Annotated in this window: 15 protein-coding genes; 7 read left to right on the top strand and 8 right to left on the bottom strand. The window is 61.5% G+C overall.

Features of this window, described 5'->3' with window-relative positions; translation table 11 throughout:
- Positions 1 to 2: 2 nt before the first annotated feature.
- The 8 genes from tssH to XI09_RS45230 form a co-directional block, all read right to left on the bottom strand.
- A complete protein-coding gene (gene tssH / locus XI09_RS45265; protein ID WP_271572739.1) occupies positions 3 to 2642 on the bottom strand; it encodes a type VI secretion system ATPase TssH in 2640 nt (879 codons plus the stop codon).
- Positions 2643 to 2739: 97 nt separating this feature from the next.
- Entirely contained in the window at positions 2740 to 3804 is a 1065-nt protein-coding gene (gene tssG / locus XI09_RS45260; protein ID WP_271572738.1) for a type VI secretion system baseplate subunit TssG, read from the bottom strand.
- On the bottom strand, positions 3768 to 5735 hold the full coding sequence (tssF, locus tag XI09_RS45255) for a type VI secretion system baseplate subunit TssF (protein ID WP_271572737.1): 1968 nt from the start codon (positions 5733 to 5735) through the stop codon (positions 3768 to 3770). The genes tssG and tssF overlap by 37 nt, the downstream gene beginning before the upstream one ends.
- Before the next feature lies 1 nt (position 5736).
- Positions 5737 to 6285: a type VI secretion system baseplate subunit TssE gene (gene tssE / locus XI09_RS45250; protein ID WP_135172897.1), complete on the bottom strand. Its 549-nt coding sequence runs from the start codon at positions 6283 to 6285 to the stop codon at positions 5737 to 5739.
- A gap of 188 nt (positions 6286 to 6473) precedes the next feature.
- A complete protein-coding gene (locus XI09_RS45245; protein WP_271572736.1) occupies positions 6474 to 6959 on the bottom strand; it encodes an Hcp family type VI secretion system effector in 486 nt (161 codons plus the stop codon).
- Positions 6960 to 7009: 50 nt separating this feature from the next.
- On the bottom strand, positions 7010 to 8512 hold the full coding sequence (gene tssC / locus XI09_RS45240) for a type VI secretion system contractile sheath large subunit (protein WP_271572735.1): 1503 nt from the start codon (positions 8510 to 8512) through the stop codon (positions 7010 to 7012).
- Positions 8513 to 8528: 16 nt separating this feature from the next.
- On the bottom strand, positions 8529 to 9056 hold the full coding sequence (gene tssB, locus XI09_RS45235; RefSeq protein WP_271572816.1) for a type VI secretion system contractile sheath small subunit: 528 nt from the start codon (positions 9054 to 9056) through the stop codon (positions 8529 to 8531).
- A 123-nt stretch (positions 9057 to 9179) separates the two neighbouring features.
- A complete protein-coding gene (locus XI09_RS45230; protein WP_271572734.1) occupies positions 9180 to 10493 on the bottom strand; it encodes a type VI secretion system protein TssA in 1314 nt (437 codons plus the stop codon).
- Between the two features lie 332 nt (positions 10494 to 10825).
- On the opposite strand from XI09_RS45230, the gene XI09_RS45225 reads away from it, so the two are divergent.
- The 7 genes from XI09_RS45225 to tagF are packed head-to-tail and all read left to right on the top strand — an operon-like array spanning position 10826 to position 21842.
- Positions 10826 to 12694: a type VI secretion system Vgr family protein gene (locus XI09_RS45225; protein ID WP_271572733.1), complete on the top strand. Its 1869-nt coding sequence runs from the start codon at positions 10826 to 10828 to the stop codon at positions 12692 to 12694.
- Positions 12695 to 12699: 5 nt separating this feature from the next.
- Positions 12700 to 13263, top strand: coding sequence for a DUF6931 family protein (locus tag XI09_RS45220; RefSeq protein WP_271572732.1), 564 nt, complete (start codon positions 12700 to 12702; stop codon positions 13261 to 13263).
- Positions 13264 to 13275: 12 nt separating this feature from the next.
- Positions 13276 to 14655, top strand: a complete 1380-nt coding sequence (gene tagH, locus XI09_RS45215) for a type VI secretion system-associated FHA domain protein TagH (RefSeq protein ID WP_271572731.1) — start codon at positions 13276 to 13278, stop codon at positions 14653 to 14655.
- Positions 14656 to 14703: 48 nt separating this feature from the next.
- The gene (tssK, locus tag XI09_RS45210; RefSeq protein WP_271572730.1) at positions 14704 to 16041 is read left to right on the top strand and encodes a type VI secretion system baseplate subunit TssK; all 1338 of its coding nucleotides are present in this window, start codon (positions 14704 to 14706) and stop codon (positions 16039 to 16041) included.
- Positions 16038 to 17564: a type VI secretion system protein TssL, long form gene (tssL, locus tag XI09_RS45205; protein ID WP_333939213.1), complete on the top strand. Its 1527-nt coding sequence runs from the start codon at positions 16038 to 16040 to the stop codon at positions 17562 to 17564. The genes tssK and tssL overlap by 4 nt, the downstream gene beginning before the upstream one ends.
- 43 nt (positions 17565 to 17607) lie before the next feature.
- On the top strand, positions 17608 to 21144 hold the full coding sequence (tssM, locus tag XI09_RS45200; protein WP_271572728.1) for a type VI secretion system membrane subunit TssM: 3537 nt from the start codon (positions 17608 to 17610) through the stop codon (positions 21142 to 21144).
- The gene (gene tagF / locus XI09_RS45195) at positions 21141 to 21842 is read left to right on the top strand and encodes a type VI secretion system-associated protein TagF (RefSeq protein WP_271572727.1); all 702 of its coding nucleotides are present in this window, start codon (positions 21141 to 21143) and stop codon (positions 21840 to 21842) included. Before tssM ends, tagF begins: the two co-directional genes overlap by 4 nt.
- Position 21843: the final 1 nt, after the last annotated feature.

Genomic DNA, 21843 nt, shown 5'->3' with positions numbered 1-21843 from the left:
CCTCAATTCCACGAATATGCGAACTTGTCGTTCTCGATCGAGACCCGCGCTTGCTTGACTTCTTCTTTGGCAAGCGACTTGCTGAGGAATTCGCGCGACAGCTCCGGGAGCAGGGTGTTGGTGATGATGTTGTCAATCATTCGCCCGCCGGAGTCCGGGTCGTTGCAACGTGACACAATATGCTCCACGACGGCGTCATCGTAGCTGAAGGCCGCGTTATGGTTGTCACGGAGGCGTCGTCCGATCCGGTCGAGCTGCAACCGAGCGATCCCGGCGAGCATTTCGTCGGATAGCGGGAAGTACGGTATCGAGACGATGCGTCCGAGCAGCGCTGCAGGAAACGCCTTCAGCAATTCCGGCCTCAGCATCTTGGCGAGCTCTTCCGGCTCGCTGCGATACTTTGGATCTCGCGAGAGGCCCATGATCAGATCGGTGCCGACGTTGGTGGTCAGGATGATCAACGTGTTCTTGAAGTCGATCCGCCGCCCGTTGCCGTCCTCCATGGTTCCCTTGTCGAACACCTGAAAGAAGATCTCGTGGACGTCGGGATGAGCTTTCTCCACCTCGTCGAGCAGAATGACGCTATAGGGCTTGCGCCGGACAGCCTCGGTGAGGCGTCCACCTTCTCCATAGCCCACATAACCGGGAGGCGCTCCCTTCAAGGTCGAGACGGTGTGCGCCTCCTGGAACTCCGACATGTTAATCGTGATCATGTTCTGCTCGCCACCGTAAAGAGTCTCGGCAAGCGCCAGGGCGGTTTCGGTCTTGCCCACTCCGGACGGACCAGCCAGCATGAACACGCCGATCGGTTTCGACGGGTTGTCAAGCTTGGCGCGGCTGGTCTCAATTCGCTTGGCGATCATCGTCAGCCCATGGGACTGGCCGACGACGCGGCGGTTGAGGATCTCCGGTAGCTTCAGCACGGTTTCGATCTCGTCGCGCATCATCCGGCCGACCGGGATGCCAGTCCAATCAGAGACAACGGACGCCACCGACTGCTGGTCCACATGGGCATAGACCATCCGCTTTTCCGGATTGATGCTCTCAAGTGTGTCGAACTTGGCGCGCAGCTCCGCGCGGCTGACAGCCGGATCTTCGCCTTCCTTGGGCTCTGACAGGATCTCCCGAATGCTCCGGATGTCCTTGACGAGCTCCTGCTCTGTGGCCCAATCGGATTCGAGGTTTGTCAGCTTGTCCTTCAGCGCCGCGATGTCGTTGTCGATCGCCGTGATGCGGTCGCTCTCCTCAATCCCAAGATCGCCGTCGCTGACGAGCGCTGATCGCTCAGCTTCACGAGCGGCAATCGCAACGCGTGCATCCTCGATCAGGGCCGGCGTCGCGCTCTGGCTGATGGCCACGCGTGCCGAGGCGGTGTCAAGCAGGCTGACCGCCTTGTCCGGCAACTGCCGTGAAGGAATGTAGCGGTGGGACAGGTTGACCGCTGCGACGATCGCTGCATCCGAGATGCGAACGCCGTGGTGCTTTTCCATCGGACCGAGAAGTCCGCGCAGCATGATACAGCAGGTCTCCACGTCCGGTTCATCGATCTGGATCGGCTGGAAGCGTCGTGTGAGCGCGGGATCTTTCTCGATATACTGGCGATATTCTGCCCACGTGGTGGCGGCGATCGTGCGCAGCGTGCCACGGGCGAGGGGAGGTTTCAGGAGATTGGCCGCATCACCGGTGCCGGCCGCGCCGCCGGCGCCGATCAGTGTGTGGGCTTCATCGATGAACAGGATGATGGGGGTGGGTGAGCTCTGGACCTCGTCGATCACCGACCTCAAGCGCTGCTCAAACTCACCCTTCATGGAGGCACCAGCCTGCATTAGGCCGATGTCGAGCGCACAAAGCCTTACACCGCGGAGCGGCGGCGGCACGTCGCCGACGGCGATACGCTGCGCGAAGCCCTCAACAACTGCGGTCTTGCCGACGCCAGCTTCGCCGGTGAGGATTGGATTGTTCTGCCGCCGACGCATCAACACGTCGATCAGTTGGCGGATTTCTTCGTCCCGGCCAAGGATCGGATCCATCTCGCCCGATTTGGCCTTGGCGGTGAGATCCTGGGAGAACCGGTCGAGCGGCGTCGTCCCCTTGGGACCCGCGTGGTCCGCGCCTTCAGTGCCGGCGCCGACCAGGCCCGAACCGTCCATCGGCCGCATGGTCTCCTCGTCGGAGCCGGCCCAGACGACGCGGCGCTCCGCAGCCAGTGCGTCGACGTTGACCTTGGCAAATTCCTGCGAGAGGTTGTTCAGCGTGCGACGAATATCGTTCGATTTCAGGCCCGCCACGAGCAGATGACCGGTGCGGATCTGGGTCTCGCCGAAGAAGAGCGTGGCATAATGCCAGCCCCGATCGAGCAGATCGATGACCGAATTGGCGACACCCGGCATGTCGGTTTCGTTCTTACGAAAACCGTTGATCACGCCGGCAAGGTCCGACAACAAGCGCGCCCGGTCGAGCTTGTAGTGATCGACCGAGAGGCTGAGATCGTTGCGCTCCTGCTGCAGGATATGAAACAGCCAGTGCGCAAGCTCGACGTTGCGATTGCCGGCGCTCTTTGCGTGGCGCAGGGCCTGTATGAAGGCATCATAGCCGGCCCGGTTCAGCTTGCCCGTTACAGCTTCAATGCTGATGTCGGTCACGGCGGCTCCTCCTGCTCAATTTCTCCGCGGATGCTTGCCATCATGCGGAAATCGCTTCAAATTCCATAGCATTAGGCGATCAGCGCGGTGGATAGGTTCAAATCGCCGCGGCATTGGCTGCGGCGCTCCGGCGGGCTCTCAATCGCTCACCGAGCTGAAAGCGGGCATCGCGGCGATATTCTTCCGTTGAAGTCCAGTTCGGCGAGACCCAGGTGGTCCATCCAAGTCGTCCACTCTGTCCCAGCCTGACCGGTACGACCTCTCCCGCAGGAATGGCGAGCTCCACCTCCCATTCCAATTCGTCGCCAACATAGAAGAAAACAGCGTCGGCCAACGGTTCCGACAGGTTGGGCGTTTCCGTCGGCAGGAACTGCTCGTACTGGGCAAAAGTTTTGACAAACACTCGAACTCTGATCTTGTCCTCGACGCTGAACACACGCGAGCCGAGAAGGGCGTCCTGGCCGAGCTTCGCATGCGTTCCGCCGAGCCGGCTGCAGTGACTTGGGTCGAACGAGAGCCAGGTGCCGACGAATTCGTCGATCTCGACCTTGACGTCGAACAGTCCTTGCAGGAACCGCGTCAACCGTGATGCACACTTCGCCCTGGGCGCTACCAGTCCAGCGAAGCTGAGCTTCGCCATGTCCGGAACCGCATCGCGATCGGCGAAAACATCGGAGCCCAAGCCGGCGAAGGAGCCGACATAGGCAATGAAGCGATCGTCCGCCGGGCGGTCATGCTGCGCGATCGGGCGCGCGTCGGCCCAGGCACGAAAGAAGAGTTGCAGGAAGCGTCCGTTGAGGAGGTCGAGAAAGCGGGGGAAGGCGTCATCCCGCATCAGCCACCAGCTGAGGCTTTCATCGGTGGTGGCAAGGGGCAGGGCGCCCTGCGGGCCCAGGAGGCCGAGAAATTTGACGAGTATCCTGAGCCGGCCACTCTGGTCGTCCACCGCCGCGAGGTTCGAGGCGGGGAACTCCAGATAAGGCACCTGGCCGAGGTCGATATATTCGTCGCGACGCGCGGCACTGTCGCCGATCCGCGGTCGATCCGGGTTGGCACGCTCGAACTGGCGTAACGTATGGAAGAAATCGAAGCGCCAGGGCTCGGCCTTCATCTGGTCGATCAGCGTCATAGCGGTCTCCGCGTGCCCATGCGCGGTGGCCACCGCATGATCTCGCCGCGCTCCGGCGTCGAGATGACCGTCTGAGTGAAGGTGTTGAAGCCCGAATAGTCGGCGAAGAAGCGTTCCAGCACTGCCCCGAGCAAAAACACGCCGCTGCCCTCAAATGCCTTCTCGTCGAGCGTAACGGTAATCTCCAGGCCCCGTGCTGCACCGCTACCCGTGCGCTCGCGCACGCGACGCACGACAGGTCGGCTTTCTATGCTGCGCACGCCGCGAATCTTGCGCTCCGTGGCGTCGTCGAACTGATCGGCGAACAAGGACAGCATCTCGCGCAGCGCTCCGGCGTTCTTGCCGCCACCGCGTTCGACGAGGCCAAGATAGTTGAGGCTGAGCATATTGATCAGCCGCCAGCTGACAATCCCACTGTTGGCGATTTCGCTGCGGCTGCGCAGTTGGGCGACCACCGGCTCGCGTGGTGGCGTGGGACCAGCGACGCACATCAGATCAAGGGAGGTATCGTCAAGCAGACGAAAGTCGGCGCCGCCTTGGCCGACCGGTAGGTGCTCGGTGAGATGGCGATTGGAGCAGAGAGCCCGGACGCTCAGTTCGGCGACGGAGCCTTGGCCGCTCAATTCACCGGGCTCGAGCAGTGAGAGGAACATGTCCGTTCCGGTGTAGTCGGAGGATGAACCGTATGTCTTCTCTTCCACTGTGCGGCGCCGAGGTAAGCGGCGGACGGTAAAATAAAGCCCGTCGACCGATCCGCCGGTTCGGTCGACGGCGGCCGAATATAGCGGGCGCACGGGCCGTTTATCCTTCTCTGCCGGCAGGTGCGCGTAGACCTCGAGCACCCGGTGCGGTTCGTATTCCAGATAGCGGCTGCGATCTGGCACCACATGGTACTCGTAAGTATTCGACTTGACAGGAATGCGATCGCTCGTCTTCTCGAACAGATTGATCGCCGGTGCAGTATAGAGCCTGAAGGTCTCGGGGCGCACCGAGGCGGCCAGCCGCGAATTGTGTTCATCGAAAGCGAAGACAATATCGATCGATTTGCTGCGCAGTCGCGACATCACGCTGCGTAGTCCCGTCAGGTTTATGCCGAGGAACTTGCGTGGAAACATGAAATAGTCTCGCAGCAGCTCCGAGCCGCGAAAGATCCGATTGTCGTTAGGAAACAGAGACTCGTTTTCGTCGAAGCCAATTTGCTGCACGCAATCATGGGGCGCACGAGTCACCACCGGATCGCCGAAGTCGTCGAGATGCCGGAAGTAGACTCCTTTGCAATTCGAGATCAATTGCTCGTAGAGCGCGATGGCGTCGGATTCCGCGCCTGAGAGGTAGATCGGAAGTTCGCTCACGCGGCAGCCTGCGAACCAGGTTTCCGGCTTGGCTCGGGCCTCTGCGTCCGGTAGTTCCTCGTCGAGCCGGGCTGCGGTACGATGGGTCAGCGACAGCTTCAGCCCCGCGATGACGTCGCCACCGACCGGGATCCCGAGCGCCTGCAGAGTGCCCGCTGTCGGGAAATACTCTGCGCTGGTGACGTCGAACGGCCAGAGCACGATGTCGCGGCAAAGTCGAAATCGGCAGGAAAGACTTCGTTCTCTCTCGCGGTAGGTCGCGTCGAAATAGGCGCCGCGTACAATCTTCTTGCCGTCGCGCAGCGCCGGGTCGGCGTAGGGTGGCCGTGCCGTGACGAGCATCGCCGACGGTGTGGGCGCAAGATAGTTCGGTACCAGCTGCTCAAACAGGTTTGCAGTGAACTCCGGGAATTCGTGCTTGAGCTTGAGCTGAACGCGGGCGGCAAGAAACGCGGCGCCTTCCAACAGTCCAGTGATCATCGGGTCCGAGCGGTCCCGGATGAGGCCGCCGAGGCGCTCTGCGATACCAGGATATTCTTCGGCGAAATCTCCCGCCTGCTCGTACAGCAATGACAGTTCACGATTGTAGAAATCGAGGAATTCGCGATTCATGCTAAAGTCGATTGATTTGGATATCGCCGCTGTCGAGGTCGACGTCGGCGACAAATTCCACGGGGACGTTGAGCGGTTCAGCCTTGAGGTCGGCGTGAACGATGAAGCGCAGCTTCAGCTGCTCAGGACCGACCGAGCCGTCGCGACGGACCCGGATCGTCTTGCGATCGAGTCTTGGCTCGTACGTCGTCAGAGTCTCGCGCAGGGCGTCGGTGAGTTCGTCGTCCGTGACCTCGTCGATCGAACGGTGGGCGATATCGGGGAAGCCGTAGTTCAGGATCGAGGTTCGAACGCTATCCCGCCCGCTCAGATCCAAGGTCGATTCCAGAGCAATGGTATTGAGGAGCGTTTCAAGGTCATGGGAGACCTCCCGCCGCAACAACGTTTCCGAGATCGGAAAGCGGCCTGCGCTGCGCCGCCCGGCAATGATCCGCTCACCGAACTCATCGCGCAGATTGAGCTTCTTGCGCGCATCGCGTGCTTCATGAGCCGAGCGAAAGGCCAGCATCAATGGAGGAGAAAGCCGGTCCCTCTTTGGAGCAATAGTCATTTACGGTCCCCAAGATGGCTGCCCGACTCGCTATTCTATTCCGCGGCGCATCAGCTGGTCTCCAAGATGATGTCGCCTCGACAGGCGGTCGGGCCCACAATCGGGTCCGCCGAGACGTGCGACCGCAATTGCGTCGCCTGGCGCCGGTTCGCGCTAATCGCAACCGGCGCCAAGTGAGGGGCCGACGATCAGGCCCATTCCTTGTTGGCGGGAACGTCCCAACCAAACACCGGCGCAGCTCCAGCGCCGCCTTTGTCCGTCTGGGTCTTGTAGGTCATCTTGACCTTCGCGAAGTTCAGGCTGACGTTTTCGGTGAGGCGATCTTCGCCGTGCGATCCGCCGGTCGATACACTGGTGACCAAAATGTGCTTCATCTCGATCTTGAGATACTCCAGCGGATTTTCACCCGCCTTGCGGACGGTGAGGATCGCCGTATCAATATGCTTGCCGTTCGCGCAGACCTTGAAAAGCTCCGGCGTGGCCTTGTCAACGAAGTGCGTAAAGTGGAGATCCTGGACGCTGACCTTGCCGGCGCCGCCGCCCGAACCGCTGTGGAAAGTGCCTGACTGGCTCTCGCCGAAAGACCAGCTCAAAATATCGATTTCGTCCTTGTGCTTGTCGTCCAGCGACTCGCCCTTGATCGGATCGAGTTTCAAGAAGATGTCGACAGCCATGGCGTAGTCCTCTCAAATTTCTGCGTGGTTACGGTTGCGATGTTGCGGCGTCAGGAACCGGGGCCGGGTAGGCGTGAAACCAGGCTGAGGCCGACGTCCATCGCCTCCAACTGAAAGTGTGGACGAAGAAAGAAGCGCGCGTTGTAATATCCCGGATTCTCCTCGTTTGCGATGACTTCAACCTTCGCAGCGGCCAGTGGCTTGCGCGCTTTCTGAGCTTCTGACGAGAGGGCTGGGTTGGCATCAACGTATTCGTTGATCCAGGTTTGCAGCCAGATCGTCAGCTCATCCTTCTCCTTCATGGATCCGATCTTGTCGCGAACCATGCACTTCAGATAGTGGGCAAAGCGGGACACTGCGAACATGTAAGGTAGTCGTGACGACAAGTTGTCGGATGCGGTGGCATCCACGCCCTTTTCGCCGAAGTACTTCTTCGGCTTGTAGAGTGACTGGGCGCCGATGAAGGCGGCCTTGTCGGTGTTCTTGCGATGGATCAGCGGGATGAGGCCCGCCTTTGCAAGTTCGTGCTCGCGGCGATCACTGATGGCGATCTCGGTCGGGCATTTCAGGTCGACGCCGCCGTCATCGGTCGGGAATGTGTGCGTCGGCAGGTTGATGACTTCGCCACCGGACTGCACGCCGCGGATGCGCGTGCACCAGCCAAATTCCTTGAAGGCGCGGTTGATGTTGACCGCCATTGCGTAGGCGGCGTTGATCCAGCCGTACTTGTCGCCGGTGTGTCCGTCCGTCTCCTCTTCGAAGGCGAACGCTTCCACGGGCTCCGATTTCGCGCCGTAGGGGAGGCGGCCGAGCGCGCGGGGCATGCACAGGCCGAGATAGCGCGAGTCGTCCTGATCGCGCAGCCCCTTCCATGCGGCATATTCCGGCGTGTCGAACACCTTACCGATGTCGCGAGGGTTGGACAGCTCGGTCCAAGAGTCCATTCCCATCAGCGTCGGCTCGGCGCCGCTGAAGAAGGGAGCGTGCGCGGCGCCGGCGATCTTGCTGAGATCGCGGAGCAACTGTACGTCGGTTGGGAGGTGGCTGAAATAGTAGTCACCGATCAGGCAGCCGAACGGCTCGCCGCCCAGCTGGCCGAATTCATACTCGTAGATCTGCTTGAACAGGGGACTCTGGTCCCAGCGCGCATCGGGGTAAAGCCGCAGATTCCGATACAACTCGTTCTTGGAGACGTTCATCACCCGGATCTTGAGGTTGGCGTCGGTCTCGGAATTGAAGACGAGGTAGTGGAGGCCGCGCCAAGCACTTTCGATTGCCTGGAACTCAGGTGTGTGAAGAATCTCGTTCATTTGCGCGGTCAGCTTCTGGTCGATCCGCGCGATCATCTCCTCGATGGTGTCGAGGACGTCCGACTTGATGACGCTCGTGTCCTTCAACGCCTCTTGAACGAGCGTGGATACCGCGTTTTCGACTTCGGTCGCTGCACGTTCAGTGCGCGGTTTGAAGCTTTGCTTCAGCAGAGTGGCAAACTCGTCAGCTTCGACGGTCTTGACCTGGGTGGTGCTCTCTTTGTGAACAGCTTCTTTTGCCATGGTCCCCATTCCTTCCTTAGCTCTCGGTGCCAGGTTCGGTCGACTGGCTTGTCGCGCGTTCCCGAAGCGCCGCCATCAGTTGAGGATCGGCGAGAAGTTTTTTGAGCTGGTCCTCGGCGGCCACCTTGCCATCCATGTAGCGCAGCAGGTTGGCGAGTTGTTCGCGCGCCTCGAGCAGCTTGGCAGTAGCCGGCACCTGGCGGGCGACGGCCACCGGCGTGAAGTCTGCCATCTTGTTGAAGCGCAGGTTGACCGAGATCTGTTCGTCGGATCCATCGCTGAGGCGATTGGCGACGCGCGCGGTCACGCCGGGCTGGATTGCCGCCATGCGGTTGTCGAAATTGTCCATGTCGAACTCAAGGAACTTGCGTTCCTCGACCTTCGTCTTCTCGACGCCGGGGTTGTTGCCGGATAGGTCAGAGAGGACGCCCATGACGAACGGCAATTCGATCAGCCGCTCGGCGTCATAGGGATCTTCGTAGGTGATGTGCACGCGTGGTGCGCGGTTTCGCCGAATGAATTTTTGACCGCTGTCCGTAGCCATGGTTCCCTCTCTACGAAATCGCTTTGGAATCCGATTTGCGCAACGCAGGCTGATAAGGTGCTTCAACTTGCGGTCGGCAAAGCTTCCTTATGTCCAGTTAGTCCCCGCGGGCGAAAGGCCGGTTCAATGCGATTTGTCGATTGTCTTCAGCGCGCCCTCGGGCAGGACATCATTCAAAAGGCTGAGGAAGTCTCGTTGTGCAAGATCGCGCGCGCGATCGACTAAAAACGGGATCGGGCTGGACGGCTCCGCGGCTCGGAAAAACGACGCCACCTTCGCCAGCAGGCCCAAGGCCTGCGACCTATTTTCTACTGAAAAAACAATATCTTGAGCGCCGACCTCGTTCGTGGATGAGTGCGAGGTGGCAAGCTCCGCCATCCGTTCGATCGGCAGGTCGAAGACCTTGTCGCGCCCGATGTTGATCGCAGCGCTCTCCACGTGGGAGGGCACCAGCATCCGCATCACCTCGATGAACGATTTGCCAACCATCTCCTGCGCCTGACGCACCAGCAACAGCGCCGGGTTGGATGGTTCCATTCGAGAAAAATAGTCGGCTGCCGCGGCAAGCGCTGCGGAGGCCTGCGCCGACGAGGCCAGCGCGCCGGTCGTGTCCAGCGGCGCTTGCGCTTCGACGGAAGCGGCATCTTCCGCAGGTGCGGCGATCGCGGCCGGATCTCGCGCCGTGACAAGACCCGAAAGCCAGGCGGCCATGCCGTTTACCAGGCCGGAGAGCCTGTCCAGGCTGATGGGGTGCCCCGAGTTCAACTTTTCGTGCCAGGTCGCCTTGATCCCTGCGATTTCAGCGGCGACCGCGGAGCACCGCGCGCTGGCGGTCTTGAGAGTGTCGAGGTCCGTCTCGCTGACGATGCGCTCGATGGTCGCGAGATCGGGTCCGTCGACGTCGGCGTCACCGGCGGGAATTTCGCCCTTGGCAATCTGGTAGGCACGGTAGTTGAGGCTGCCGTGCCTGCGGTTCTCGATCAGCGGAAGGAACTGGAGCGGGTTGATCACGGTCGGAAACACGTCGATCGCTTCGACCGTGACGGCGCGTAGCGCATAGTCGCCGTCCTCGCCCCTCGGATGCACCGCCTCCCACTGCTCGCGTAGCAGCAAGTTGGTCGCCTTCAGGCAGCTGAGAAAGCCGTCGAGATCGCGGTTGAGGATGGAAAACTTCGCCAGCAGCATGTTCAGGCGCAGATCGCGGGTGCGCGCCAGAAGGGGCTGCGCGGCGGCAAACTGGCCGGCAAAATCGACCGTCTTCGGATCGAAACGTCCGCGCTCTCCGTTGGCGTTGACGACCTCGAAGAACGACATCGGCAGTAGGGATTCCGCACTTGCGAAGAAGTTGAGATATTGGACGTCTCCGATGGCGTCGAGATCCGGCCCGCAGGGATCGTCGGCGGCGACGGGCTGTGTCAGCGAGACGACATCGAGCATGTGAGGAGCGTCCTCTGCTGGACCATGGCCCTCTGCCGAACCAGCGACATCTGGTGGATCACGCAAGAGGATCGTGATCCGACTGCCTTATGGGTCAGAGGCTTGCTGGTCCCGGTTCATTCCCGACGATCATGACAGTTTCGCGTGAACCGGCAAGCTCTTGGAGCCGACTACTTGGAGGCAGGACTGGTTCTTTGGACGGGTGCTGCGGCGCGTCAGAAGGTCCGGCCCGGGCGGACTTGCCGGCACTGACAGTGGCGGCGAGGATTTCCGTGGTTCTTGCATGACGCCTGATCTGCTCTTGGCAGCCGACGAGGGAGTTTAACGCCCACATGGGCCAGCTTACCCAGGATACTCGCCTCTGCGAACTGAAGACGCCTCTCGGCAAGGACGTCCTGGTTTTCGTCGGATTCGAGGGCTCGGAAGGTCTCAGCGAACTGTTCGAATATCGTATCGAGTGTCTCAGCGAGGATGCCGACCTCGACTTCGACCGTGCGATCGGTCAGCAGTGCACGCTGACCATAAAGTTGCATGAAAAGGAGCGTGAGTTCTGCGGCATTCTTACGGAGGCTCAATGGCTCGGGGTGAAGAACGACTATTTCAGCTACCGGATCGTACTGAGGCCTTGGTTATGGCTGTTGTCGCGTACCACCGATTGCCGGATCTTTCAGGACAAGAAGGCGCCCGACATCATCAAGGAGGTCTTCAACGAACGCGGCTTCACCGATTATGAATCCAAGCTGACCGAAGAGGGCTCCTGTCCGAAGCTCGAATATTGTGTTCAGTACCGCGAGACCGATCTGAATTTTGTTTGCCGGCTAATGGAGCAGCAAGGCATCTACTACTTCTTCAAGCATGAGGGCGGCAAGCATACGCTGGTGTTGGCGGACTCCAAATCGTCGCACAGCCCGATCAACGGTCTTGCCACGATTCCCTACATCCCGCTGACGGGTGCCGACCGGCGAGCCGAGCAGCATATCTATGAATGGGTTTCGGAGCGCCGGTTTCGCACTGGGAAGATCGAGCTCAACGACTACAACTACCAGAAGCCCAACGCGCAGATGATCAGCGACGCCAAGGGCTCGGAGCATTACACCAGGTCGGAGATGGAGTTTTACGACTATCCCGGCAAGTTCAAGGAGAAATCCGACGGCGAGCGCTACGCGAAGATCCAGCTCCAGGCCGAGCAGGCGATGGATCGGCGGCGCCGCGGCAACGGCGACGCCGTCAACCTGTTCCCCGGCGGGCTGACGAAGCTCGAGAGGCACTCCAAGGACTCGCAGAACGTTGAATATCTCGTGGTGCGAGCCACGCACTCGTTCTCGATCGAATCCTACCGCACAGGCGGTCCCAGCGACGCCGGGCAGCATGTCTATTTCGGCAGCTACGAGTTACTGCCGAGTGATCGGCCATTTCGAGCGCCGATGATGACGCCGAAGCCAAGGATCAACGGCGTCCAGACGGCCAAGGTCGTGACCAAAGATGACAATTCGAGCGAGGAAATCGACGTCGAGTCGCTAGGCGAAATCTATGTCCGCTTTTTCTGGGATCGGAAGAAGAAGCGGTCGTGCCGGTTGCGCGTGGCCCAGGTCTGGTCTGGCAAGCGCTGGGGCGGTCAGATCATTCCGCGCGTCGGACAGGAAGTGGTTGTCGAATTCCTGGAAGGGGATCCGGACCGGCCCCTGGTGATCGGCACTGTATATAACGACGAATACAAGGTGCCCTACGATCTGCCGTCGAAGAAGACGATTGCGGGATTGAAGTCGGACTCCACCAAAGGTGGCGGCGGCTACAACGAGTGGAACTTCGAGGATAAGAAGGGATCCGAGAAGATCTCGGTGCATGCCGAGAAGGACCACGACGTGACGGTCCGTGACACCGAGACTCGGACCATCGGCGAAGCTGCATTCGGCGGTGACACCCGCAAGACCACGCTCAAGAACGGCAATGACAAGCTCGATATCGAATTGGGTGGTCAGCACATCACGCTGGCCATGGACCAGTCGGTCAATGCAGGCATCAGCATCACCCTCATGGCCAATGCCAACATCACCCTGCAGGTTGGTCCCAGCCAGATTATCCTGACCCCGGCGGGTATAATCATCAACGCGCCGACCATCTCCATGACGGCGCAGGCCGCCATGGCGCTTGCAGCCGGTGGTCCGCTTGTCGCCCACGGCACTCCAACCCTTGTCGGCTAACGGTCATGGGTCAGGTTCGGTTCGGCACGGTTCAGGATCTGTTTCAAGCCTATCCCATAGCGCGCTATGATGTCGGCAAGGCCGACGCCGATAAGCCTTCGCTGGATTTCCTTCAGGAGGCCGCCGACGCGCGGAACTGGCACCAGGCCGTATCTTTCTGCGCCTATCTGCTGCCAAGGCGTGTGGCCGTTGCCTGGGGATGTCGCTCGTTGCGGCGGATGTTCGACCATTTCGACGCCGACGATAGCAGGTCGCTGAACTTCGTGGAGACCTGGGTTCGGCAACCGGACGAGCAATCCCGGAACAAGGCGCTGGCCGTCGGCAATGCCAACGATCCCGAGCAGCCGGCGACATGGCTGGCGCTGGCGGCCGGCTGGTCCGGCGGAAGCGTGGTTCCCGCGGAATTTGCGCCCGTGGAAGCCAAGCCAGATCAGACCGCACGGGCGGTGCGTGCAGCGCTGCTGATTGGCCTCTGCCGGCTCCCCCGTGACTCCCGGGACCAGATAATGACGTCATGCCTGGAGGATGGTATTCAATTGGCACGCGGCGACCCGCGCCCTCCGCGCTAACGAGACGATGTGATGGTGCTTCGCTTTAATATCGAGAACGAACCGAACCTTCCGGACGGCGGACCTGTGTCGTTTACGGTCACCGGCAGGCGCTCGGTCGATATTGGCCGGGATCGTCACCTCGACTGGACGCTGCCGGATCCGGCGCGGACGATTTCCGGAAAGCACTGCGAAGTGCACTTTCGCGACGGCGGCTATTGGCTGCACGACGTCTCGACCAACGGCACCTTTCTCAATGGTGCCGACCAGCGCATGCGGGGGCCGCACCGCTTGCGCGACGGCGACCGACTGACGATCGGCCACTACATCATCGGAGTTTCGCTGGAGGATGAGGCTGGCGGGCGCAGCCCAAACCATGAGGCGCAACTCCACGAACCCTCGATCCAGCAGCATGCCGATTACGGAGAGCTTTGGACGGCCGATCGTGACGTTCCGCCGCCGATCGATCCGCACCTGTTGAAGAAGCCACGCGAGGCTGCGCGGCCCGTTAATCCGGGGTTCCTGGATTGGGCGGCGAGCGTCCCGGCGCCGGGTGTAGACCCATTTCGACCGTCATCGCCGACGTCTCCGTACCAACCGTCCGTGCAGGACGACGACATGAACTGGGCAGCGGGTCCGGTCACCGCGCCGAAACCGCAAGTCGAGCGCCCCCCAGTCAAGCCGACCCCACGCCGGCCGTCGGTGTGGATCGATGATGAACCAGCCGGTGCACAGCCGCCAGCATCGCCATCACACCAAAAGGTTGCGACGCCGCGCCAGACGCAAGCAGCAGGCGAGGGGCCTGTCACGGCCAAGCCAGTCGGCGGTACCGAGTTCGCGCGACTGGTGGCGCGCGCTGCAGGATTGCCGGACAATTTCTTTGCCAACAAGTCCGACGCCGAACTCGCTGAACAGCTTGGCATCATCTTGCGTATGACCGTGGATAATCTCATGGCGCTGCTGCAAGCGCGAACCCAAGCCAAACAGCTGACCCGCAGCACCAGCCAGACCACCGTCCAAGCCCTCGAAAATAATCCGCTGAAATTCTCGCCGACCGCGGAAGAGGCGATGCGCATTCTCTTTGGGCCGCCGACGCGTAGCTACCTCGACGCACAGCGCGCCTTTGCACAGGGCTTCAGTGATCTCAAATCACATCAGTTGAAGACCTACATGGCGATGCAGCACGCTGTCCATGAGCTGATTGCGGGCATAGATCCGACGCTGATGGCGCGCGAGCTCGAGCTTCAGCGTGGCGCAAGCTCCTGGCTCGGCACGAACAAGGGCAAACTCTGGGACGAGTTCTTGACGCGCTGGAAGGCGCATCTTGGCCGCGACAACAGCGCGCCGATCGAAACCTTTATGTTGCACTTCTCGGACTATTACGACCGCGGCGACAAGCCCGGTTCAAAGTAAGCTATCGGCGACCATGCGGTCGCCGACAATTTCTAAGTGGATGTAGGAATGTCTTGGTACAGCAAGGTTTTCTGGTCGGAAGGTCTGTTTCTGCGGCCGCATCATCTGCAGCAGAACGACCGCTACATCGAACACTTGCTGGAAAAGCGCGTTCGCTACACGACACCATACCCCTGGGGCTTTGCCCAGCTAGAGATCGATAAGGATCTTACCGAACAAAGCAAGTTCGCGGTGCGCAATGCGTCCGGCGTCATGCCGGACGGTACGCCGTTCGATATCCCTGCGGACAGCCCAATTCCCGAAGCGATCGATGTGCCGGAGACGGCCGCAGGCCAGATCGTCTGGCTGATGATGCCTGTCGCGGCACCAAACACCCGCGAGGTCGACGAGGACCGCACCGACAGCGCCAGTCGTTATATTCGTACTTCGGAAACCTTCATTGACTCGACCTCGGCGCTACGCATCGAGGAAGAGATCGACATCGCTTATCCGCGCTTGTCGTTCGAACTGCGCAAGACCAGCAAGCCCGGATACATGGGCCTCGGCATCGCGCGCATTCTGGAAGTGCGCGACAAGAACATCCTGTTCGACGACAAGTTCGTGCCGCCGATGCTGGTCTGCGCCGCGCATCCGATCATCGATGGTTGGCTCAACCGCATCATCGGCTGGGTTGAGACCAAACTCGACGAGCTGGCGCGTTACGCGGTCGATCCGTCATCCGGCGGTGGGTTGCAGAGCGTCGACTATCTGGTCCTGCAAGTGCTGAACCGTACCGTTCCCGTGCTGACTCATTTCCAACGCTCCGGCTGCGTGCACCCCGAGCGCCTGTACGAGGAATTGCTGAGGTTCGCGGGTGAACTTGCGACTTTTTCCACGGCGGAACGGCGGGCGCGCGACTATCCGGCGTACGATCACGACGATCTCGAGAACGTCTTCACACCATTGGTGAGCGACATCCAGGACTTCTTGAGCGCGCGGCTGGGCCGGCGGGCGATCCGTCTGGAGATCATCGAGCGCGCGCAGAATGCGTTCGTATCGCCGATCCGCGATCGAGCGCTATTCCGAAATGCGACCCTGGTGCTGGAGGTTGCCGCACGGCGGCCACTCGTGGAGATCCAGAACGATTTCCCGCACCTGTTCAAGGTCGGGCCGAACACCAAGATGAACGAGATCGTGCACGCAAACTTGCCGGGCCTGACCTTGGTGCATTTGCCGACGCCGCCGCCGCATATCCGGGCCATCACGGATCACGTCTATTTCTATCTCGACCGCAAGTCGCCGCTGTGGCCCGAGTTCAGCACGGCGGCCTCGATCGGAATGCACTTCTCCGGCGACTGGCCGGAGCTTGAGCTGTACCTTTGGGCTATCCTGGAAGAGAGGCCATGAGCGACAGGGACAAGCCGGTTAATCCTTTCGGTCGGGGCGAACGGACGATCATCCGTCCCAACCCCGGCGGGAAGTTGCCGCCGACGCCGACCTCTCAGCCTCCGCCGGGTGAGGGGCCTGCAGCACGTCCGGCCTATTCGCCATCACCCGTACCTTCTCCCGGCGCGCCAGCGCCACCATCATCCTTTTCGCCCGTTCCACAGGGCTCGAACTACGCCTCCGCGCCGGCCAGCCATCCAACCGAGGAATGGATCTCGACACCCGCGCAAGGCCAGGTGCCGCAACCCATGTTGCCGCCAGGGCCGCCGTTGCGCGTCGACGATCTCGTCGCGCCAAATGCCAATCCAGTGATGCGCGCTGCGGGCCCGTTGCTGCAGCTGCTTGGTCGGTTGCGGGTGGCGCTCATGCGCGCGTCATTCGCGAGCCTGATGGAGCAGGTCGCAGACGCTATCAAATTCTTTGAGAAGGATATCCGTTCAGCGGGCATTTCCGAGCATCAGGCCAACACAGCGAAATACATCCTGTGCGCCACTGCCGACGATATCGTGCAGCACATCCCAACCGAGGAGCGTCACGTCTGGACGCAATATTCGATGCTGAGCCGGTTCTTCGGCGAGCGTGTCGGCGGCGTCCGTTTCTTTGAGATCCTCGACCATTTGAAGGTTGATCCACTGGTCAACTATCCGGTCCTCGAACTTCAGCACGCCTGCCTTGCGCTTGGTTTTCAGGGCATTCACCGGACGTCAGGGGGCGGACTTGCGAACCTGCAGCTGATCCAGCGCAACCTCTATGAATTGCTGCGCCGGGTCCGGCCGAAGACGATGAGCGACCTGTCGCCCAACTGGCGCGGGCAGGCGCTGGCGGGGCGCCGGCAGCGTCTGCGCGTTCCGGTCTGGCTCGTGGCGGCCGTCGTCGCCGCGCTGCTGACCGGGTCCTATTTCGTCCTGCGGACGCTCCTCGCTGGCCGGGCAGAGAATGCTGCCGAGGTGGCGCTCGCGCTCCATCCGGCCGGCCCGATCGAGCTCAAGCGTCAGGTCGTTGCACCACCGCCGCCGCCTCCGCCTCCGCCGCCACCGGATCGCATCACCCAGTTGCAGCGCATCCGCAACGCGCTCGCGAAGGAGAACACCGCCTGTGCCATGACGGCGGACCAGACCCCCAGCTTCATCGTGATCAGGGTCTGCGACCTGGCCTTGTTTGCATCGGGCCAGGCGACCATCCTGGACGGCTTCAAGCCGATCGCACTCCGCGTTGCAGCAACCCTCGACAAGGAGCCGGGACGGATCCGGGTCGTCGGCCATACCGACAGTTCGCCGATCCGCACAGTCCGCTTCCCGACAAATTTCGAATTGTCGGTCGAGCGCGCCAAGGCGGTTGCCGCGGCACTGAAGCCTGGCTTGGCCGATGGTTCGCGCGTCGACGTCGAGGGCAAAGGAGCAGATGCGCCGATCGCCAGCAACACGACACCCGAGGGACGCGCCAAGAACCGGCGCGTCGAGATCTTTATCGAGCGCAGCGAATAGGCAGATACCGCCGGGTCAGGTGGTTTGCGACAGGTACGGTTAGATGCTTGCCAAGGACATTCTCCGCATCGTTCTCTACGGAGTCGGGCTCAGCTCGCTCGGAGCGGTGATCTATTTCGCCGGTCCCTTCATTGCGTTCGGCGATTGGCGGCCGCTGGAGAACCATATCGTCCGGCAGATCGCTATTCTGCTGCTCACCACGATCGTGGCAGGCATCGTTGGCCTCAATCTGTTCAAGCGGCGCAAGGGTGCCAAGGAGATTGCCGATGGCATCGCTGGTGCGGACCAGCCCGTCAGCGATGAACCGGTGCTCAAGGAGCGCATGAAGGATGCGCTCGCGACGCTGAAGACCGCCAGCGGCAACAAATCGGGCTTTCTCTACGATCTGCCGTGGTACGTCATCATCGGTCCGCCCGGCGCCGGCAAGACCACGGCGCTGGTCAATTCCGGGCTCAAATTTCCGCTCGCGCGCGGGGCGACGCCCGCGGCGATCGCGGGGGTCGGCGGTACCCGCTACTGCGATTGGTGGTTTACCGAGGAGGCGGTGCTGATCGATACCGCCGGCCGCTACACCACTCAGGACTCCAATAGCAAGGCCGACAAGGACAGCTGGCTGGCGTTCCTGGACATCCTGAAGAAAAGCCGATCACGCCAGCCGATCAACGGCGTCCTTGTCGCCATCAGTATCGAAGACATTCTAACGCTGCCGAAGCAGGAGCTCGCACTTCACGCCGATGCCATCAGGATGCGCCTGCTCGAGCTGCATCAGAGGCTCAAGGTCAGCTTCCCGGTCTACGCGCTATTTACCAAAGCCGATCTCGTTGCCGGCTTCACCGAGTATTTCGCCTATCTCGGGGATGCCGGCCGCCGCCAGGTCTGGGGTGCCACGTTCCAGACCGCCGACAAGACCCAGAATCTGGTGGGGCAGATCCCGGTCGAGTTCGACCGTCTGCTGGAGCGCCTGAGCGAGGAGACGCTCGACCGTCTGCAGGACGAGCCGACGCCCCAGCACCGCGTGCAATTGTTCGGCTTTCCGGCACAGATGGCGCGGCTCAAGCCCCAGATCCACGATTTCCTCAACCTGATCTTCGAGCCGACGCGCTATCACGTGAACGCGAACCTGCGCGGTTTCTACTTTACCTCGGGTACGCAGCAGGGCACGCCGATCGACCAATTGATCGGGTCGCTGGCACGTACGTTCGGCGCTGAGGAGGTCGGTTCCGGATCCTATTCGGGCACGGGCAAGAGCTTTTTCCTCGCCGATCTGATTTCCAAAGTCATCATCGGCGAAGCCGACTGGGTCTCGACCGACCGTGCCGCGGTGCGCCGCGCGCTGATCCTGAAAACCGCGGCCCTGTCATTGATCGGCCTGGTCTCGATCGGACTGATCGCAGCCTGGCTGACGAGCTACAAGCGGAACTCCGATTTGATTGAGCAAAGCCTGCAGGCCGATAGCGAGTATGCAGCCGCCGGCGCACCACTTATCAAACAGACGCTGATTGCTGATCATGATCTAGACAAGGTGCTGCCGCTACTCTACCGGCTGCGCAACGCCCCGGCGGGCTACGGATCGCGCGGCGAGTCGGTGCCTCTGTCGGCTCGCTACGGGCTCAGCCAGCACGCCCGGCTGCTGTCGCCCTCGAAGGCGGCCTATCATACGGCGCTTGAGCGCATGTTCCGACCGCGCCTGCTGTACCGCCTGGAGGAGCAGCTCAATGCGCGAATAAACGAACCTGCCTTCGTTTACGAGGCGCTCAAGGTCTATCTGATGGTCGGCGGCCTGCAGTCGCCAGACCGTGAGCTGATCCGCTCCTGGATGCAACGTGACTGGGCGGACAACCTCTATCCTGGCGCCACCAACGCGGAAGGGCGGCGTCTGCTCGACGAGAACCTCGTGGCAATGTTCGACCTCGAGACCGAACAGCAGCCGCTGGTCGAACTCGACGGCCGGTTGATCAAGCAGGCCCAGAGCTCCTTGGCGCGCCTGAGCGTGTCGCAACGTGCCTACGAGTTTCTGAAATCGGAGGCTCGCGCATCGACCGCTGGCGACTGGATCGCCAGCCGTCACGGCGGACCCGACATGGGTGTTGTGTTCGAAACCACGACGGGGCGTCCTTTGGACGCCGTGCGGGTACCTGAGTTCTTCACGTATAACGGCTTCCAACAGAAGTTCGTTGCCCGGCTGTCCGGATTGTCTGAGCGGATGAAGCGGGAGCGATGGGTTTTGGGGGATGCCGGCCAGCAGTCGGCCATCGACCAGCAGTACGACAATCTGGCCGGCGATCTGCTCAGCATCTATTCCAACGATTTCGTGACGACCTGGCGAACGGCGCTCGGGAGCCTGCGCCTGAAGAAGCTGCTCGCCGACAAGCCGAAATATGAGGTGCTGCGGGCGCTTTCGGCGCCGACCTCGCCGATGCGGCAAATTCTGGAATCGGTGCGCGACGAGACGGTGCTAACCAAGGAACGGGCGAAGCCGGCGAGCGCTTCGGCGCCAGCTGCCGCACCGGCGCCAGCACTCTTCACGAATGCCCAGGATGGACCGCCTGGCGCGATGATCGAGGCGCAGTTCAAACCTTACCACGCGGCGCTCGAAGGCGAGAGCACCCGCCGGCCGATCGACTCGACCGTCGCGAACCTGAACGACATCGCGCAGAACCTGACGCTGATCATCGAGAATCCCCAACTGACCGCACAGGCCACAGCTGCGCTTCAGACCCAGGTCGCAGCGCTCCGCAACAATGCCTCGCGCATGCCGCCACCATTCTCCGACATGCTGCGAGCAGCAGCCGCGGAGTTCGAAGGCAGCATTGCGGCTTCAACCGCCGGGCAAATCCTTCAAACGTTGCGCGATCAGGTCACGCCGGTCTGCCAACAGACCGTGACCAACCGCTACCCGTTTATCCGCAGCAGCAGCCAGGAAGTCCCGCTGGCGGATTTTGCCAAATTGTTCAGTCCGAACGGCGTTATGGACAAGTTCTTCACCCAGTACCTGGCACCTTATGCCGACACGTCGCGATCGGACTGGGCTTGGCGAAAGGAGAGCCCCGTTGGTCGGTCGTTCTCGCCGGATACGCTCAAACAATTCCAAAATGCGGCCTATATCCGCGACGCCTTCTTCCAGACCGGCGGCGGTGTGCCGGCGGTATCGTTCGCGATCCGGCCGCCTGGGGCAGCCGGGCCAGGCGTGACCGTCAAGACCGAGATCGGCGGCACCACAATTACAAGCCCAACCACACCTGGTCCAGCGACCTCATCCTTGTTCGGCGGTCCGCAACCTACGCCACCGCCACAGCCACAGAGCAACTCGCCAACGACCGTCCTATGGCCGGGCCCCGCGCCGCGAACGGCAATTTCAGTCAGCAACGACACCGGCCCGCCATCCGTGCTTGAGCGCATTGGTCCCTGGTCGTTGTTTCGGATGCTGGAGGCGGGCTCGTTAGTGGTGAAAGCGGAAACGGCCAGCGCGACTTTCATCGTCGCCGGGCGCGAGCTCAACTATCAAATTTCGACTGGATCGTTGCGCAACCCGCTGAACCTGTCAGTGCTGCGTGAGTTTCGTTGCCCGACCGGGATATGACCATGCGTTGCGGGTTATTCGGCAAAATCGGCGCAAAGCGCGATTTCATCGCGATCGCAACCCCGCGCAGCTTCCTGGAAGCCTGGGAGCCGTGGGTACAGGCTGCGCTGTCAGCAAGTCGCCACCAGCTTGGCCCAGGATGGCAGCAGGCCTTTCTGACCGCGCCGGTCTGGCGGTTTTGGCTCGGTGCCGCAATCTGCGGAACGACGGTGGCGGGGGCGATTATGCCCTCGCTCGACGGGGTGGGGCGATACTATCCCTTGACCCTGCATGCGGTGACCGGCGAGGCCGTCTCGTTGCCGCCGCCGAGCATTGATCCGCAGGACGAATGGTTCGGGCAAGTGGAGGCGTTCCTGCTTTCGACCCTGGACCGGGCCGCAACCTTCGAGCAGATCTCCGATGCATTGGATCGGCTTGCGGTGCCACGACTGCAGGAGACCATCGCCAGCGGTCCGCCGATCACGTCGCTTGGTACCGCGGCAATGGGGAGTGCTTCGGCGGTCGACGCCTTCGCGGGGGCGTTTGCAGCACTTTGCGCCGCCAACCCACAGGTCTACGCCGCGGCTAGCTTCTGGTGGACCGCCGGAGGGGAAGGCTTTCCGCCAATGGCGCTGAGTTGCCGCGGATTACCAGATCCGTTTCACTACATTACGCTGCTGACCGGTGATCCCGGCCTCGCAGCATCCGGGAATGGATGAC

Origin of the sequence: Bradyrhizobium sp. CCBAU 11386 (genome assembly GCF_028128955.1) — a bacterium.
In the GTDB taxonomy this organism is placed as follows: domain Bacteria; phylum Pseudomonadota; class Alphaproteobacteria; order Rhizobiales; family Xanthobacteraceae; genus Bradyrhizobium.
Note: the sequence above shows the minus strand (reverse complement) of the source record. Positions and strands in the feature narration are given on the sequence as shown.